The sequence below is a fragment of the Psychrobacillus sp. NEAU-3TGS genome, assembly GCF_029955155.1.
Classification (GTDB): Bacteria; Bacillota; Bacilli; order Bacillales_A; family Planococcaceae; genus Psychrobacillus.
On sequence record NZ_JAPNOZ010000012.1, the window covers coordinates 608,467 to 624,672 of the forward strand.

At 37.8% G+C, this 16,206-nt stretch carries 16 protein-coding genes; all 16 read right to left on the bottom strand.

All coding sequences use genetic code 11. The features are described from left to right. Positions 1-650: 650 nt before the first annotated feature. Entirely contained in the window at positions 651-1,715 is a 1,065-nt protein-coding gene (gene recA / locus OR571_RS19415) for a recombinase RecA (RefSeq protein ID WP_142540850.1), read from the bottom strand. 183 nt (positions 1,716-1,898) lie between these two features. Next, the gene (locus OR571_RS19420; RefSeq protein ID WP_282245266.1) at positions 1,899-3,146 is read right to left on the bottom strand and encodes a competence/damage-inducible protein A; all 1,248 of its coding nucleotides are present in this window, start codon (positions 3,144-3,146) and stop codon (positions 1,899-1,901) included. Positions 3,147-3,160: 14 nt separating this feature from the next. Next, positions 3,161-3,739 carry a CDP-diacylglycerol--glycerol-3-phosphate 3-phosphatidyltransferase gene (pgsA, locus tag OR571_RS19425; protein ID WP_282245268.1) on the bottom strand — a complete coding sequence of 193 codons (579 nt, stop codon included), beginning with the start codon at positions 3,737-3,739 and terminating at the stop codon, positions 3,161-3,163. A gap of 50 nt (positions 3,740-3,789) precedes the next feature. Next, positions 3,790-4,530 (bottom strand): helix-turn-helix domain-containing protein, encoded by a 741-nt coding sequence (locus OR571_RS19430; protein WP_282245269.1) that lies wholly within the window; start codon positions 4,528-4,530, stop codon positions 3,790-3,792. 29 nt (positions 4,531-4,559) lie between these two features. Then, on the bottom strand, positions 4,560-4,658 hold the full coding sequence (locus OR571_RS22835) for a helix-turn-helix domain-containing protein (protein ID WP_348775064.1): 99 nt from the start codon (positions 4,656-4,658) through the stop codon (positions 4,560-4,562). 16 nt (positions 4,659-4,674) lie between these two features. Further along, positions 4,675-5,481, bottom strand: coding sequence for a DUF3388 domain-containing protein (locus tag OR571_RS19435; protein ID WP_282245270.1), 807 nt, complete (start codon positions 5,479-5,481; stop codon positions 4,675-4,677). Positions 5,482-5,609: 128 nt separating this feature from the next. After that, a complete protein-coding gene (gene ymfI, locus OR571_RS19440; protein ID WP_282245272.1) occupies positions 5,610-6,341 on the bottom strand; it encodes an elongation factor P 5-aminopentanone reductase in 732 nt (243 codons plus the stop codon). Beyond that, the gene (yfmH, locus tag OR571_RS19445; RefSeq protein ID WP_282245274.1) at positions 6,334-7,638 is read right to left on the bottom strand and encodes an EF-P 5-aminopentanol modification-associated protein YfmH; all 1,305 of its coding nucleotides are present in this window, start codon (positions 7,636-7,638) and stop codon (positions 6,334-6,336) included. The genes ymfI and yfmH overlap by 8 nt, the downstream gene beginning before the upstream one ends. After that, positions 7,631-8,908 (bottom strand): EF-P 5-aminopentanol modification-associated protein YfmF, encoded by a 1,278-nt coding sequence (gene yfmF / locus OR571_RS19450; protein ID WP_282245276.1) that lies wholly within the window; start codon positions 8,906-8,908, stop codon positions 7,631-7,633. Before yfmF ends, yfmH begins: the two co-directional genes overlap by 8 nt. Positions 8,909-9,019: 111 nt before the next feature. Next, positions 9,020-9,979: an ABC transporter permease gene (locus OR571_RS19455; RefSeq protein ID WP_282245278.1), complete on the bottom strand. Its 960-nt coding sequence runs from the start codon at positions 9,977-9,979 to the stop codon at positions 9,020-9,022. 1 nt (position 9,980) lies between these two features. Further along, a complete protein-coding gene (locus OR571_RS19460) occupies positions 9,981-11,027 on the bottom strand; it encodes an ABC transporter permease (RefSeq protein ID WP_282245280.1) in 1,047 nt (348 codons plus the stop codon). Next, positions 11,017-12,567 carry an ABC transporter ATP-binding protein gene (locus OR571_RS19465; protein ID WP_282245283.1) on the bottom strand — a complete coding sequence of 517 codons (1,551 nt, stop codon included), beginning with the start codon at positions 12,565-12,567 and terminating at the stop codon, positions 11,017-11,019. Before OR571_RS19465 ends, OR571_RS19460 begins: the two co-directional genes overlap by 11 nt. A 132-nt stretch (positions 12,568-12,699) precedes the next feature. Beyond that, on the bottom strand, positions 12,700-13,779 hold the full coding sequence (locus tag OR571_RS19470; protein WP_282245286.1) for a BMP family lipoprotein: 1,080 nt from the start codon (positions 13,777-13,779) through the stop codon (positions 12,700-12,702). Positions 13,780-13,825: 46 nt separating this feature from the next. Continuing rightward, on the bottom strand, positions 13,826-14,554 hold the full coding sequence (locus tag OR571_RS19475) for a GntR family transcriptional regulator (protein ID WP_282245288.1): 729 nt from the start codon (positions 14,552-14,554) through the stop codon (positions 13,826-13,828). Between the two features lie 155 nt (positions 14,555-14,709). After that, positions 14,710-14,892 carry a DNA translocase FtsK gene (locus tag OR571_RS23020; RefSeq protein WP_481900425.1) on the bottom strand — a complete coding sequence of 61 codons (183 nt, stop codon included), beginning with the start codon at positions 14,890-14,892 and terminating at the stop codon, positions 14,710-14,712. Positions 14,893-15,118: 226 nt separating this feature from the next. Beyond that, positions 15,119-16,201: a BMP family lipoprotein gene (locus OR571_RS19480; protein WP_282245290.1), complete on the bottom strand. Its 1,083-nt coding sequence runs from the start codon at positions 16,199-16,201 to the stop codon at positions 15,119-15,121. Positions 16,202-16,206: the final 5 nt, after the last annotated feature.

Below are 16,206 nucleotides of genomic sequence, written 5' to 3' on the forward strand. Positions count from 1 at the left end.
AACGATAGGAATATTATTGGTTTCTACCTGGTTTTTTATGAAAATGCGTAATTGCTTTAAAAGAAATACTGAAATCTTACTTCATTAAATAGGGATTACAAGTCTTAGTGAGTTTGAAGGGATTATTCGCTAGTATTTAGTATAAAGACATTTTGCTTTGCGTGGTCGTTCGACGTACAGTTTTGTCGCTAACGCCAGCGCGCTAAATCCCAAAAATAATATTGGATAATTAACCCCCAAAAAATGGATAAGAGCAATCAATTCTTATCTATGAGCAACTAAATTAACCTCGAAAGCAACCAACTTTTCATATAGCAAGTACAGTTAGAGTGAGACAGCAATGAATAGGGCATATGCTATAAGGATACTGTTCTATAGTTTGCTATAATCCACCTGCTAAGTAAAAAGAATTCGCTAGATTGGTTTTGTCGTGTTTGATGCTTACTATGTCGTGTAAAACCACATACTGGAATTTAAAGCAAGCGAATCTTGATTAAATTGGAATTTTGACCAGTGCTCCAGCTAGGCTATTAAAATGTAGCTCAGCGGTTCTGAATCCTAGTGCAAACTTATTATTGCGTATTATCCTTTAAAACGAATGCTAAAATATCAAAAAAAGTCCCTCAACAAGTTGAGAGACTTTGATTATTTTATTCTTCATCTAATAGTAATTCAAACTCTTCGTCTTCTTCTTCAGGTTCGTGACCTGCAATTGTATAAGAAGATGCAGCAAGTCCTAGAGATTCGCGGATTTTCAAAGCGATTTCGCTTTTAATAGTTGGATTTTCTTTTAGGAATTGTTTTGCATTTTCTCTACCTTGTCCTAAACGTTCTTCGTTGTATGCATACCAAGAACCGCTTTTTTGGATGATGTCCATTTCTGAACCAAGATCGATAATTTCTCCTTCTTGCGAAATTCCTTCTCCGTACATAATATCTACTTCAGCTGTTCTAAATGGTGGCGCTACTTTGTTTTTAACTACTTTAACTTTCGTTTTGTTCCCCATAATATCCGTGCCTTGCTTAATTGCTTCTGCGCGTCTTACTTCTAAACGTACGGAACTATAGAATTTAAGTGCGCGTCCACCTGGAGTGACTTCTGGATTTCCGAACATTACTCCAACTTTTTCACGAATTTGGTTGATGAAGATTGCAATCGTGTTAGATTTGTTAATAACACCTGAAAGTTTACGTAATGCTTGAGACATTAGTCGAGCTTGAAGACCAACGTGTGAATCTCCCATTTCCCCTTCAATCTCTGCTTTTGGAACAAGGGCAGCTACTGAGTCAATTACTAAAATTTCTACAGCACCGCTTCGAACTAATGCTTCTGCAATTTCAAGCGCCTGCTCTCCAGTATCTGGTTGTGATAAAAGTAATTCATCAATATTTACACCTAGTTTTTGAGCGTAAACTGGGTCTAATGCATGCTCTGCATCGATAAATGCTGCTTGACCGCCATTTTTTTGTACTTCTGCAATCGCGTGAAGTGCAACAGTTGTTTTACCCGAACTTTCTGGACCGTATATTTCGATAATACGGCCTCTTGGATATCCGCCTATTCCTAATGCTGCATCAAGTGCTAAAGAACCACTTGAAGAAGTAGATATTTCACGGTCCGTTTTTTCTCCTAATTTCATAATGGAACCTTTACCGAATTGCTTTTCTATTTGTTTTAACGCCATATCGAGCGCTGCTTTACGATCATTAGCCAACTATATTTCCTCCTTAGAAGATTCTCTGATTTTTATTTCTATCTCTACTATACTAGGTTTTTGAGAAATACACAAGAAAAAAGCGAACGTTTATTCGTTCATTTTTGCGTCTATTTCATTTTAGTTACTAAAAACAGCCCAAAATTCAATTTAGGGCTGTTTTCTATGTTCAAAATTCAATTTCTATAGTCCTCGATCATGCAGTAAGCGTATTAAATAATGGATGGTAAACTTTACAGCTCTTAATCTGTTTGTATTTCGCATACCTGATAGGCTTAACTTGTAAGAAACAGGTGCCGCATCGTCAAAAGCGATACCAATCCAAACTGTACCTGCCGGTTGACCACCGTGCCCGTCTGGACCAGCTGCTCCTGTAATGCCAACACCAATATTAGTATCAAACTTCTCTCTTACACGCATAGCCATTTCCTCTGCACATTGACTAGATACTACGGTGAATTCGTTAATCGTGTCTTCATTTACGCCTAATTGCTGTATCTTTATATCCTCTGTATACGTAATCATACCACCAACTAGTGCCTGCCCCATACCTGAAACTGCAGCAAGCTCCGCTTGAAAAAGTCCTGCTGTCATACTTTCTGCGGCAGAGATCGTTAAATTATTTTCAACCAAAATATCTCGAAGCTTTGATGCAAGGGAATCATTATTATAGCCATACACAAACTTTCCTACACGATTGTAAATCTCCGTTTGTAAGACATCAATAAGTTTCCAAGCCTCTTCCTCTGTTTCACTTTTAGCCGTTAATCGTAAGGTAACTTCTCCGTCAGACGCTAGTGGTGCAAGCGTTGGGTTCGTTTGATTGTACAATAAATCTTGGACTTCGGTTTCTAGCTCTGCTTCTCCAATGCCATAAAATCGCATAACATGTGACTTAATAATGGATTCATTATGTAGTAGCTTAGAAAGGATAGGTTTCGCTTCGAATTGGAACATTGGCTCCATTTCTTTCGGTGGGCCTGGTAGTAGAATATACGAATGCGTTTCCGTCGATAAAAACATTCCAGGTGCCATTCCGTGCTTATTTTCTAAAACAGTACAGCCTTCTAAAACAAGTGCTTGTTTTTTATTGTTTTCTGTCATATTTCGGTTCATGCGCTTGAAAAAATCTTCAATATAAATGAGAGCATGTTGATCTAATACAAGGTTTTTGTTTAGATGTTTCGAAATTGTCTCTTTCGTTAAATCATCTTTTGTAGGCCCCAATCCTCCTGTAAAAATAATCAGATCTGCTCGATTCTCCGCAATTTTAATAGATTCTACCAAGCGGTCGGGATTATCACCAACAACACTATGATAATAAACATCGATTCCTAACTCCGCTAGCTGAGAAGAGATGAACCGAGCATTTGTATTGGAAATTTGACCTAATAATAATTCGGAACCTACCGCAATAATTTCAGCTTTCATAAAAAACTTCCTTCCTACTTAGAATCCAGTAACACTCTACGATTTAGATAAAAATAATCAAAACCGGACCATACAGTAAAGAGTAAACAAACATACAGCATAATCATATCAAACGGAATATGGAACATTTCAAAAAACACATTTCCTAATAATAAAGAAGAAACTGCGATAATTTGTGTCCACATTTTAATCTTGCCAAGCTGGTTGGCAGCTACGACTTCTCCTTCGTTAGCAAGGATCAAACGTAGCCCTGTTACCGCAAACTCACGGCTAATGATTAAAATAACTACCCAAGCTGGAGCTGAACCCAGCTGCACTAAAATAATGAGAGCAGCAGACACTAGCAACTTATCTGCCAGTGGATCCAAAAATTTTCCCATATTCGTTACTAAGTTATGTTTTCTTGCATAGTAACCATCAATAAAGTCTGTAATCGATGCAACTATAAAAATTATCGCTCCGATTAAATGTCCCATCGGAATTGTTGCACCAAGAAAGCTAATATCACCCCAGTTAAAAGGGACAAGCATAAACAACATAAATACTGGTATTAAAAAAATTCGGAACATCGTTATTTGATTCGGTATATTCATTTATATGTAACTCCTTTCACTTTCAAACAAAATAGCCATCTATAAGATGACTATTTTTGAAACTGTATGACTAAGTTTTGCGTAACCATATCTGTTGGAAATTCAACTACTTGGTCATTGATAGACACGGTATTACCAGGAGTCGAACCGAGGCGTACTCGAACTTTTGATGAGTTAGTCACGTCTAATTCGAATGTCTCACCAGCGCTAACTGCTTGGTCTACCAAAATCTTATTGTCCTGATCTCTTATGTTCAACCAAGTTTTGTTCGTCGCAACTACTTTCAATACATAGTTTTCTCCACCAGTTAAATTATACGTAGACGTTTCCCCTTGTGTTTCCACAAAAGTAAGCTGCTCTTCGGCAACAGGCTCTTCTTCTACTACTTCTTCCTCCACCGGCTCTTCTGGCTCTTCTTTTTCCTGTTCTTCCACGACTGGATCTTTTGTATTGTGCTCTGATTGAGGTTTTTGTTCAATCACCACATTATCATTTGGTTCCACCACATCTTTGGAATCTTCGGGTTTATTTTGATATAAAATCCAAACAATTACAATAATTGCAATGATGAACAGTGCAACAACAATCATTGGGAAAGCTTCCATAAATTTATTCGACGTACGTCCACCTAAACTTCTTCTAGAGGGCGTCGCAGGAATACTTTTAGAAACGTCGTCATTTGTAGGAGAAGGGATATCAGTTTTATACGACTCCAAAAGCTCGTCTCCGTTCAAACCGACTGCCTCTGCGTATTGCTTTATAAATGCGCGCACATAAAATGCGCCAGGCATTGTGGCATAATTTCCTTCTTCTATACCAGTTAAATACCTTTTTGAATTTTTGTTATTTCTTGTAAATCATCAATACTATAACCTTTTGCTAATCTCGCTTCTTTTAAGCGAGCGCCAAGTTCCGTCAACTAAAACACCTGCCCGTTAAAAATTAAATCCACCAAATCCGCCGAATCCACTCATTCCTTTATCCGACATGCTGTGGTTTTTCTCCATCATTTCATACGAAATCTCTTCTTCGGGATTGTGACGAAGCTCAATAATATAATCAAAATCATCAATAGAATACTCGGAGTGTTGAATGAACATATCTGGATGCTCTACTACTTTAATCGTAGGCATTCGCATCATTTCCCTTACTAACATTTGATGTTTTTCATCATTTGAATTCCTTGTCACAATGCCATCGAGGATGAAAATATTGCGATCGCTAAACTCGTCCCCTATAAGTTGGCTTCTGATGGTTTGTTTAATCATGGTAGAAGAAAGAAAAATCCACTTTTTATTTGCACAAACGCTTGCAGCGACAACCGATTCTGTTTTACCGACACGTGGCATTCCCCTAATGCCAATCAACTTATGGCCTTCTTGTTTAAAAATTTCAGCCATGAAGTCCACTAAAATTCCCAACTCATTGCGGACAAATCGGAATGTTTTTTTGTCATCTGCATCTCGTTGAATATAGCGACCATGACGCACTGCCAACCGATCTCTTAACTTCGGTTCCCTATATTTAGTCAATTGGATCGTTTCCATTGTCGAAGCAATATGTTCAAAGCGTTCAATATTTTCCTTTTTTTCTGCTTTAATAAGCATACCACGTCTGCCTTCATCTACGCCATTAATCGTAACAATATTTACACGAAGCATCCCAAGTAATGAAGCAATATCCCCTAAAAGACCTGGACGATTTATTTGAATCTCGTATTCAAAAAACCACTCACTTGCCATACATATCTGTCCTCTCTCGTTAGATGACGTTATTTACCTATTATAAGTTCTATCATATATGAATTTCGAGGCGAATAAAAGAAAAAAGAAAAGAGCACGATTCTCTCTCTTCTCTCTAAAAATACTACTTAAATATACCATCCGCCGTTAATACGGATAATTTGGCCAGTAATATAGTTTGCTTTTTCGCTAGCTAAAAAAACGACCGCATCCGCAACGTTTTGTGTTGTACCAAAAACGCCTGCAGGTATTTCTTCTAATAATAACGTCCGAGCTTCGGTTTCCACATGCATATTCATCTTCGTATCGATAAAACCTGGTGCTACCGCATTTACCGTAATCTTAGAATGTGCGACTTCTTTTGCATAAGCTTTCACAAATGCATGCTGGGCTCCCTTTGCAGCAGAGTATGCCGCTTCATAGGAAGCCCCCGTCTCCCCCCAAATAGATCCAACGAAAATAATCGAGCTATGCAGATGTTTTCGAAGCTTCGGTGTCACTTTACCTAATAGAAACATCGGATGTTCCACATGGACTAGAAATAACTGACGTATATCTTCTAGCGGAGTTTCTTCCAACCCTTTATATAAGCTATGCCCATGAGCGAAAACAATAGAATGAAGGGAAAAGATTGAATTTGCTAGTTTTTCAATAGAGCCGGGTTCCCTCATATCCGCTTGTATAAGCATAAATTCTTGTGTCGGGTATAAACGCTCCAAATCTTCCATAAGCGTGCTTACACGCATTTTATTGCTTGAATAATGTAGATATAGGGACCACCCTGCTTCAGCTAGGCTACGACAAATGGTGTCCCCTATTTCTCCTGAAGCCCCTAACACTAATGCAAACTTTTTATTCATTACCGTTTTTCTCGAATGGAACGACCTTGAATACAGTGTGTGTCTGTTCATCCTTCAAAGATTCCAGTGCCTGCATCACTTGTTCCAGCTTAAGATTTTCAAGGGCTGGTACAACGTCAAATAAATTCATATCGTTAAAGGAGTATCTTGTAAATTGGTTTGCGATGTATTCGATTGAATTCAATGCACGTAAGAAAAAGCCAATTTTTTTACGTGTAACCCGCTTTAAATCCTCTTCCGTAAACTGTCCTTCTTTTGCTAATGATTGAATCGATTGTTTAATTTTCTCGACAAGTTGTTCCGGGTTAACGGTATCCGAGCCGATCATCGTAAATCCGTATCCTTTTTCCATTGAAAAGTCTGCTGAATACGATTCATCGATTAATCCTTTTTCATAAACGTCTTGATAAAATGCAGATGTTCTTCCGAATAAGAGTTCAATTGCCACTTGCATGGATAACTCATAATTCAGCATTTCTTCTCCAGAAATATCGGTATTCGTTGCCTTAATACCATAAATAACTTTTGGTTTTTGGACATCCATTTGCAAGCTGCGCTCTGAAAAAGCAACATTCGTTTGTTCAGTCGGGAAAAATCGTTTAATTTCCTGTGGCGCTTCAAAAGTTTTCGCCGCTTGGTCTTGTTTGATAAAATCCATCATTTCCAGTGGATTCACCGCACCTACAACAAATACTGTCATATTAGATGGATGATAAAACGTGTTGTAGCATTCATATAAATGATCTGCCGTAATTTTATCAATAGACTCTATCGTTCCTGCAATATCAATTTTCACGGGATGGTCCTTATACATATTTTCAATAGCTCCAAAGTATAAGCGCCAATCGGGCTGGTCATCATACATGGTGATTTCCTGCCCAATGATCCCTTTTTCTTTTTCGACGGTTTCTTCTGTGAAATAAGGCTGCTGCACAAAATCGAGTAAAGTCTTTGTATTATCTAATACATGATCAGTAGAAGAGAATAGATAAGTCGTTTTTGTAAAAGAAGTGAAAGCGTTGGCTGAAGCACCTTTTTCACTAAACTGTTGAAAAACGTCTCCTTCTTCTTTTTCAAACATTTTATGCTCTAGAAAGTGAGCTATACCATCAGGAACGATTACAGGTTCCGTTTTACCAAGGGGAATAAATTCACGGTCAATCGATCCATACTTCGTTGAAAAGGTTACAAATGTCTTGGAAAATCCCTTTTTCGGTAAAATATATACTTCTAAGCCATTCGGCAATTGCTCATGGTATAACGTTTCTTCTAATTGTTCAAAATAAGTTTCATTCATTGCCTGCACCTTCCTTACCAGATAGGAAATAGACGAATTCCTTTTCTATTTTCTGAGCCATTTGACTGATTTGTTCCTTTGTTACAGTGGACCATTTGGCAACCCAGTCTTCTACTGTAAACGACTCATTTAATTCTTTATATTGATCGTAAATTTCAATTTGCGCGCGAGCAGAATCCATTGCTTCTTTCAATTGATTTGATAGCATCGACTTTGTTTGATTTATTTCTAGGTCTGTAATATTTCCTTCTTGCATCGTTTTTAACTGTTCATCTATTAACTTTACCGCTTTTTCCTGTAAATTAGCATCGATTCCTGCTAGGACAAATATTAAGCCATATAAGGATGCATAACTACTAGACGCATAATAGGCCATGCTTTCTTTTTCTCGCACGTTCATGAATATTTTGGAATGTGAAAAGCCTCCTAAAATGCCGTTTGTCATCTGCATAACAGGAAACTCCTCCGAAAAGAAAGTAATAGGTGTACGATAGGCGATATGCAGTTTTCCTTGTTTCATATCTTGTATTTCATGTAAGAACCCATTTTCGGTAGATACCTTTGCTGCCTCTACGTCACGTGACAGTTCGGTGGATCGAGCTGTAAATGGAAAATGGCTAGCTATTTTTTCTTTGATTTCTTCTACATTTACATCTCCAACAACATATATGGACAAATTATCTTCTGTTAGAATGGTTTGGTGCATCGCTACAAGTTGTTCGTTTGTTACAGCTTTTACTGCCTTAACTGTACCATTTGCAGAAATAGAAGCAGGGTGATTTGGGCGAATATTCTCTAGCAAACGTTGCTGCGCATATCTTGTTTTGTCGTCATACATCGATTGTATACGTTCGACGACTTGATCTTTTTCTCTAGTGACAATTGAATCTACAAATTTTCCATCTACCAACCTTGGTTTAAATAAGACGGTATGTAATAAGTTGAAGACTTCATCTACTACTTTTTCGTTGGATAAATAAGCATCATTTACCGTTTCCGCATTCAGTGAAAAAATATGATGGGCGCCTTTTTTCCCTGTATCAAAATATAATACAGCACCATATAAATCATCTAAACGTTTACGAAAATCTGCATTAGTTTCATATTCGGCATTGCTATACTGCAATACATTCGCTAAAACAGCACGGATCGCTGCTTGTTCCTCGGTTAATTGTTGTTTCCATTTGAACGATATATTAATCGTTTTAAATTGTTCGGTCGGTCTTACATAAAGCTTAACGCCTTGGGCAAGTTCGAATTGTTGAAACATGTTGTGATCCCCCTTTTTCTTCTAGTTTATCTCTTATACCATTTTACTATACATGTAGTCCTTATAACTGTACAAACAAAAAGGGACCAAATTTAATTGGTCCCTCACGTTTTATCGTTTTCCTTTAATATATGGTACACCACTGGCTTTTGGTGCATGTGCTTTTCCGATAAATCCAGCTACCGCTAAAATCGTCAATACATATGGTAAGATATGCAAGTAATAGCTCGGTATTTGATCGATATATGGAATTTGCCCACCAATAATACTTAATGCCTGCGCAAAACCGAAGAATAATGCTGCTCCAAGCGCTCCTAGTGGATGCCATTTCCCGAAAATCATCGCAGCAAGTGCCATGAACCCTTGTCCATTAATCGTTGTATGACTAAATTCCCCAGAAATAGCTTGTGCATAAACTGCTCCACCGACTCCTGCAAGCATCCCCGATAAAATAACCGCAATATAGCGCATTTTCGTAACATTAACACCCATCGTGTCCGCAGCCATTGGGTGCTCCCCTACTGCGCGAAGACGTAAACCAAACGGTGTTTTATAAATAACAAACCACGCACCGATTGCTACGATAAAAGCTAAAATGGATGTCGAATAAACATCTTTAAAAAACATAGGTCCCAGAACTGGAATATCACTTAAAAAAGGAATATCGAATCGGACGAAACGTTCTTGAATATAATCTGTTTGCCCTTTACCATAAATCATTTTAACAGAGAACAATGCAATTGCGACACCTAGCATATTGATCGCTACACCGGAAATCGTTTGATCTGCACGGAAGGAAATAGTTGCTACCGCATGCATAATTGCAAATATACCAGAGACAATCATTGCTGCAACTATGGACACCCATGGAGTCATCGAACCGAAAGTATCGACAAATGTAAGGTTGAAAATAATGCCGATAAATGCCCCCATTACCATTAAACCTTCAAGTCCGATATTAACAACACCGGAACGTTCGGAGAAAACCCCACCGATTGCTGTAAAGACTAGCGGAGCGGCATAAAATATGGCCGACGGAATAATGAAATATAGAACCTCTAAAAAGCTCATGTTATTTCGCCTCCTTTTTCTTGTTCGTCTTTACAAGGAAATAGCGAATAATGTAACCACATGCTACAAAGAAAATAATAAGCGCGATAACAATCGAAACGATTTCAACCGGTATACCGGCCGCATTTGGCATATTTAATGAGCCAAATTTCAACGCACCGAATAAGGTTGCACCGAAGACTACCCCGAGCGGCGTATTTGCACCTAAAAGAGCTACTGCTATTCCGTCAAATCCGATTCCCGTAAAGCCACCTTTTACACTCGCATATTGGAATGTACCAAGCGCTTCCATCGCACCTGCTAAACCTGCAAATGCTCCGGAAATAACCATCGAAAGGATAATATTTTTATTTACATTCATACCAGCATACTCAGATGCATTCTTATTGAATCCAACTGCCTTCAATTCAAAACCAGTCGTCGTTTTTTCTAATATGAACCACATCACAAATACCATTGCCAGTGCAATGAAGATACCATAATGCAATCTCGAATAATCTGTTAAACTTTCAAAAAATACTGATTTCAAAGAAGCCGTTTCTTTAATAGTACCTGTCGTTTCTTTGCCATTGGCAACCATTCGTGTAAGTACATTTGTCGTATGAAGCGCAATGTAGTTCATCATAATCGTTACAATAACTTCATGCACTTGTAATTTGGCTTTTAAAAGACCAGGTATAAATGCCCACAAACCACCTGCTACTGCAGCAGCGATAATCGCTAATGGTAAATGGATATACATTGGTAGATCGAACGCAATTCCCACATATGCAGCTGCAAACCAACCGACTAACAATTGTCCTTCTACCCCGATATTAAATAGTCCTGTACGGAAAGCAAACGCAACTGCTAACCCTGATAATAAGTACGGAGTTATTTGGCGGATAGTTTCTCCTATTGTATAGGAATCTCCAAAAATACCATTCCAAAGTGCAGAATAACCTGCAATTGGATCGTATCCACTTACTACCATCACTACTGCTCCTACAAGTAAACCTAATATAACGGAAATAACAGGGACAAGTATATTAACTACTCTATTCGGCATGCTTATTATCCCCCTGTTTTGTCACTTTTTCTCTTGTGCTTTGACCTGCCATTAACAGACCTAATTCTTGCTCAGTTGTTTCTTTTGGCAATACAGTGTCGACTATATGTCCATCATGAATAACCGCGATACGATCCGATACATTCATTACTTCATCTAGTTCAAACGACAGTAATAGTACCGCTTTTCCTTTATCTCGTTGCTCGATTAATCGTTGATGGATAAATTCAATTGCACCAACATCTAATCCCCTAGTTGGAAGAGCTGCGATTAATAACTCTGGGTTACGTTCGATTTCTCGACCAATAATCGCTTTTTGTTGGTTACCCCCCGATAAAGCACGCGCCGGAGTATATTCTCCTTGCGTTCGCACATCATATTCTCTAATGATTTTCTGTGCTAATTCTGAAACTTTTCCATAATTCATAATTCCATTTTTAGAAATTGGATTTTCATAATAAGTTTGTAAAGCAATATTATGTCCAATTGGGAAATCCAATACTAGTCCATGTTTATGACGGTCCTGTGGTATATGTCCAATACCTGATTCCGTCACTTTACGAGGCTTCTTATTCGTTATATCTTGTCCATTGATCGAGATGGAGCCGCTTTTTGACTTTCTTAATCCGGCAATGGCTTCTATTAACTCGGATTGGCCATTTCCATCAATTCCAGCAATACCTAAAATCTCACCTTTACGCACTGTTAAACTCAAATCTTTTACTCTTTCCACACCACGATAATCGGTAACAACTAGATTTTTTATAACTAAAGCATCATCACTAGGATTCGCATCCACTTTAACAGTTGTAAAATCTACTTGTCTACCAACCATTAGAGAGGCAAGTTCATTAGGATTCGTTTCAGCCGTGATAACGGTTCCAATTCCTTCTCCTTTACGGATAACGGTTACTCTGTCTGAAACGTCCATAATCTCTTTTAGTTTGTGCGTGATGATAATAATTGATTTTCCTTCTTGAATGAGTCTTTTCATAATTTGAATGAGCTCAATTATTTCTTGGGGAGTAAGAGATGCAGTCGGTTCATCGAATATTAATATCTCTGCTCCTCGATATAGTGTTTTTAAAATTTCCACACGTTGTTGCATACCAACAGATATATCTTCAATTTTAGCGTAAGGATCAACCGCCAACCCATACATTTCTGATAGGGATTGGATTTTTTTCGCAGCATCTTTAATGTCGATAACACCGCTTTTCGTTAGTTCGTTCCCTAAAATAATGTTTTCTGTTACAGTGAAATTTTCTACAAGCATAAAATGCTGATGAACCATACCAATTCCAAGGTCGTTTGCTACGTTTGGATCCGTTATTTTCACAGTCTTCCCTTTTACTTTTATCTCGCCGGCTTCCGGTTGATATAGACCAAATAGCACATTCATGAGAGTGGATTTTCCAGCTCCATTTTCCCCTAGAAGAGCATGAATCTCTCCTTTTTTTAATTGGAGAGTAATATTATCATTCGCAACAAATGATCCAAACTCTTTTCGAATGCCTATCATCTCTATTACATATTCCAATGAATTCACTCCCTACTATACTAGTACAAAATTAATACAGGAAAGACTTTAAATTTTTAAAATCTTTCATCTATTAATTAAAATATCATAAAGACCGATTCACATCGATCTTTATGATGTTCGTATAACTAATTATTCAACTGTTTCAGGAACAGTAATTTCACCAGAAGCAACTTTATCGGAATACTCTTTGATTTGGTCTAAAATTTCTTGTGGAATAGCCCCACGTGAATCAGCAAGTTCAACGCCATTTTCAGCTAGTCCATAAGTTAAAGTAGTACCACCTGGGAAGTTTCCAGCCATTGCATCATTCGCAACATCTTGTACCGCAGTTCCAACTTTTTTCAACATGGAAGTAAGTGTTACGTTAGAATCACCAACAGCACCTTCTTCGTATTGGTCAGAGTCAACTCCGATTACCCATACATTTGCATTCAGATCTTTTGTTTTACGTTCTTTTGCTTCCGCAAATACACCGTTACCAGTACCACCAGCAGCGTGTGCAATAATATCTACACCTGAAGAATACATACGGTTAGCAGTTGTTTTACCAAGTGCAGCATCATCAAATTTACCAGTGTATTGTACATCTACTTTAATACTTGGATCTACTGCTTTAACACCTTCAACGAATCCTGCTTCGAAACGTTCGATAACTGGAATTTCCATTCCTCCAACGAAACCAACTTGTTTAGTTTCTGACATAAGTGCAGCTGCAACACCAGCAAGGTATGCTACCTCTTGTTCTTTAAACAATACAGAAACAACGTTTGGTCTATCCGCAACACCATCAAGAATAACGAATTTATTATCCGGTTTTTGGTCCGCAATTGTTGCAATCGGCTCTTCTAATAAGAAACCAATACCATAAACGATGTCGAAATCACGACGGACTAAGTTATTTAAGTTTGTTACGTAATCAGCGTCTCCTGCCGATTGAAGATAGTCAAAACCACCATCGCCTCTTTCAAGACCATGCTCTTCACCCCATGCTTGAAAACCTTCCCAAGCTGATTGGTTAAAAGATTTATCATCTACTCCACCAACATCCGTGATCATTGCAATAGAGAAATCTGTTGATTCTGTAGTACCTTTGTCTGTACCTTCAGAACCAGTTGATGCTTTCTCATCGTCTTTTGTACCACAAGCGCCAAGAATCGTACCAGCAGCTAGTACAAGTGAAAGACCTAAACCAAATTTACGTTTTGTCAAAATGAAAACCTCCATCTATTTTCTTATTAGCAGGAATTGAAACATTTTACAACCTTTTCCGAACAACATGAAAGCTAAATTTATCTGCTCGAAAATAATTTTTCGAATACAATACCACACAATCATTTTCATCGTAATGCAGTTGTTTTAATACAAGCAAAGACGTCTCCGGTGCACAATTTAGTGTAGGAGAAGCAACTTCATGGTATCCAACAGGATCGATGTATGCTACCGCATGAGATACACGAATTTCCCCAGATTCCTCTAGCGCTGAAAAAATAGAACCTTCTTCTCTTAGGAGAAAATCACCTGGCAAGTATTTTTTAGGAACTTTATCCACACAATACACAACCGGTTCGCCATTTGCAGTACGGACTCGCTCCATTGAAATAATCCAATGCTTGTCCTTACATTCAAAGCGATTCATATCTTCTTCAGTTGGAAGCGATTGCATCGAACTCAGATAAATTGTACCTGGTTCCATACCCGCGCTTCGAATCATAGAAGAAATACTCGAAAGCTGTTCAATACCCGACGTGAAGACAGGTTTTGAATTAACAAATGTCCCTACTCCATGTCGTCTGACAATTACATTTTCTTCTTCCAAAAGACGTAAAGCTTCTCTTAAGGTTGCACGACTGACACCTAATGATTTTGCTAATTCAAACTCAGAAGGAAGCTTTTCCTTTTCCTTGAATATGCCATTTTCAATGTCTTCTTTTATACGATCAATCACTTGAAGATATAAATGACGATGATCTACTTTTATTGTCATATAAAAACACCACCATTTTTAGAGATCAGACCTCTGATGTAAAACATTCCTACTAATCAGTCATACTATAACACTTTTAATTGGCGAAATAAATACTTTTATAAATTTTTTAACTATTAACTTAACAGAAACTTGATCTATTTGTAATCGTTTTGTCATATAGAATCAGTATCTAAGGCGTTTTTCATAACAAGTACTTGACGTGGCTTATTTCCTTTATGAGGTCCTACTATTTCATACAAACCGAGATGATCCATAATTCTGGCAGCTCGACAATAGCCCACTCTAAAGCATCTCTCGATTAGTGGATTCGAAGAAGTTCCCCTATTTTTACTAATAGTGTAGCCTCATCATACAATTCATCCCGATCTAATCGTTCTTATTACTCTTCTACTTCAAACGGAATCCCCAGTACAAAAATTAATACAGGAAAGATTTTAAATCTTGTAAGTTTAAGTTCTATACAATGCAATAAACACTTAAATTTTTTAAAATCTTTCTTCTATTAATTAAAACATCATAAAGACCGATAACCATCGGCCTTTATGATGTTAGAAAAGCAAATTATTCTACTGTTTCAGGAACAGTAATTTCACCATCAACAATTTTTTTAGAGTATTCTTCGATTTGGTCTAGAATATCTTGTGGAATAGCTCCACGTGAATCAGCAAGCTGTACCCCTTTTTCTGCTAAACCATAAGTTACTGTTTTCCCACCAGGGAAGTTTCCATCCATTGCTTCTTTTGCAATTGTTTGTACTGCAACATCTACACGTTTTTGCATAGATGTAAGTGTAATGTTCTTATCACCAACAGCACCTTCTTCGTATTGGTCAGAGTCAACTCCGATTACCCATACATTTGCATTTGGATCTTTTGTTTTACGTTCTTTAGCTTCTGCGAATACACCGTTACCAGTACCGCCAGCTGCGTGGAAAATAATATCAATGCCTGAAGAATACATACGGTTAGCAGTTGTTTTACCAAGAGCTGCATCATCGAATTTACCAGTGTATTGTACATCTACTTTAATACTTGGATCTACAGCTTTTACACCTTCAACGAATCCTGCTTCGAAACGTTCGATAACTGGAATTTCCATTCCTCCAACGAAACCAATTTGTTTGGATTCAGACATTAATGCAGCTGCCACACCCGCTAAGAAAGAACCTTCTTGCTCTTTGAACATTACAGAAGCAACATTTGGTTTATCAACAATAGCATCAATAATAGCAAGTTGTGCATCTGGTTGTTGATCTGCAATATTACCAATTGGTTCTTCCATTAAGAAACCGATTCCATAAACTACATCGAAATCACGACGTACTAAGCTATTTAAGTTTGTGATATAATCAGCGTCCGATGAAGATTGAAGGTAATCGTAGCCGCCGTCACCTTTTTCAAGGCCATTTTCTTTACCGAATGCTTCGATACCTTCCCATGCTAATTGGTTGAATGATTTATCATCTACTCCACCAACGTCCGTTACCATAGCGATTGAAAAGTCTTTTGTTTCTGAAGTTCCAGTATCTGTACCTTCTGAACCTGTTGAAGTTTTTGTTTCTTCGTCTTTTGCACCACAAGCTCCAAGGATTGTACCAGCAGCTAATACAAGTGATAGACCTAAACCAAATTTACGTTTTGTCAAAATGA

What these genes read in the sequence shown, in the direction of transcription:
- OR571_RS19420 (WP_282245266.1), bottom strand. Translation starts at nt 3,146, where the DNA reads ATGAAAGCTGAAATTATTGCGGTAGGTTCCGAATTATTATTAGGTCAA.
- pgsA (WP_282245268.1), bottom strand. Translation starts at nt 3,739, where the DNA reads ATGAATATACCGAATCAAATAACGATGTTCCGAATTTTTTTAATACCA.
- OR571_RS19430 (WP_282245269.1), bottom strand. Translation starts at nt 4,530, where the DNA reads ATGCCTGGCGCATTTTATGTGCGCGCATTTATAAAGCAATACGCAGAG.
- OR571_RS19435 (WP_282245270.1), bottom strand. Translation starts at nt 5,481, where the DNA reads ATGGCAAGTGAGTGGTTTTTTGAATACGAGATTCAAATAAATCGTCCA.
- ymfI (WP_282245272.1), bottom strand. Translation starts at nt 6,341, where the DNA reads ATGAATAAAAAGTTTGCATTAGTGTTAGGGGCTTCAGGAGAAATAGGG.
- yfmH (WP_282245274.1), bottom strand. Translation starts at nt 7,638, where the DNA reads ATGAATGAAACTTATTTTGAACAATTAGAAGAAACGTTATACCATGAG.
- yfmF (WP_282245276.1), bottom strand. Translation starts at nt 8,908, where the DNA reads ATGTTTCAACAATTCGAACTTGCCCAAGGCGTTAAGCTTTATGTAAGA.
- OR571_RS19455 (WP_282245278.1), bottom strand. Translation starts at nt 9,979, where the DNA reads ATGAGCTTTTTAGAGGTTCTATATTTCATTATTCCGTCGGCCATATTT.
- OR571_RS19460 (WP_282245280.1), bottom strand. Translation starts at nt 11,027, where the DNA reads ATGCCGAATAGAGTAGTTAATATACTTGTCCCTGTTATTTCCGTTATA.
- OR571_RS19475 (WP_282245288.1), bottom strand. Translation starts at nt 14,554, where the DNA reads ATGACAATAAAAGTAGATCATCGTCATTTATATCTTCAAGTGATTGAT.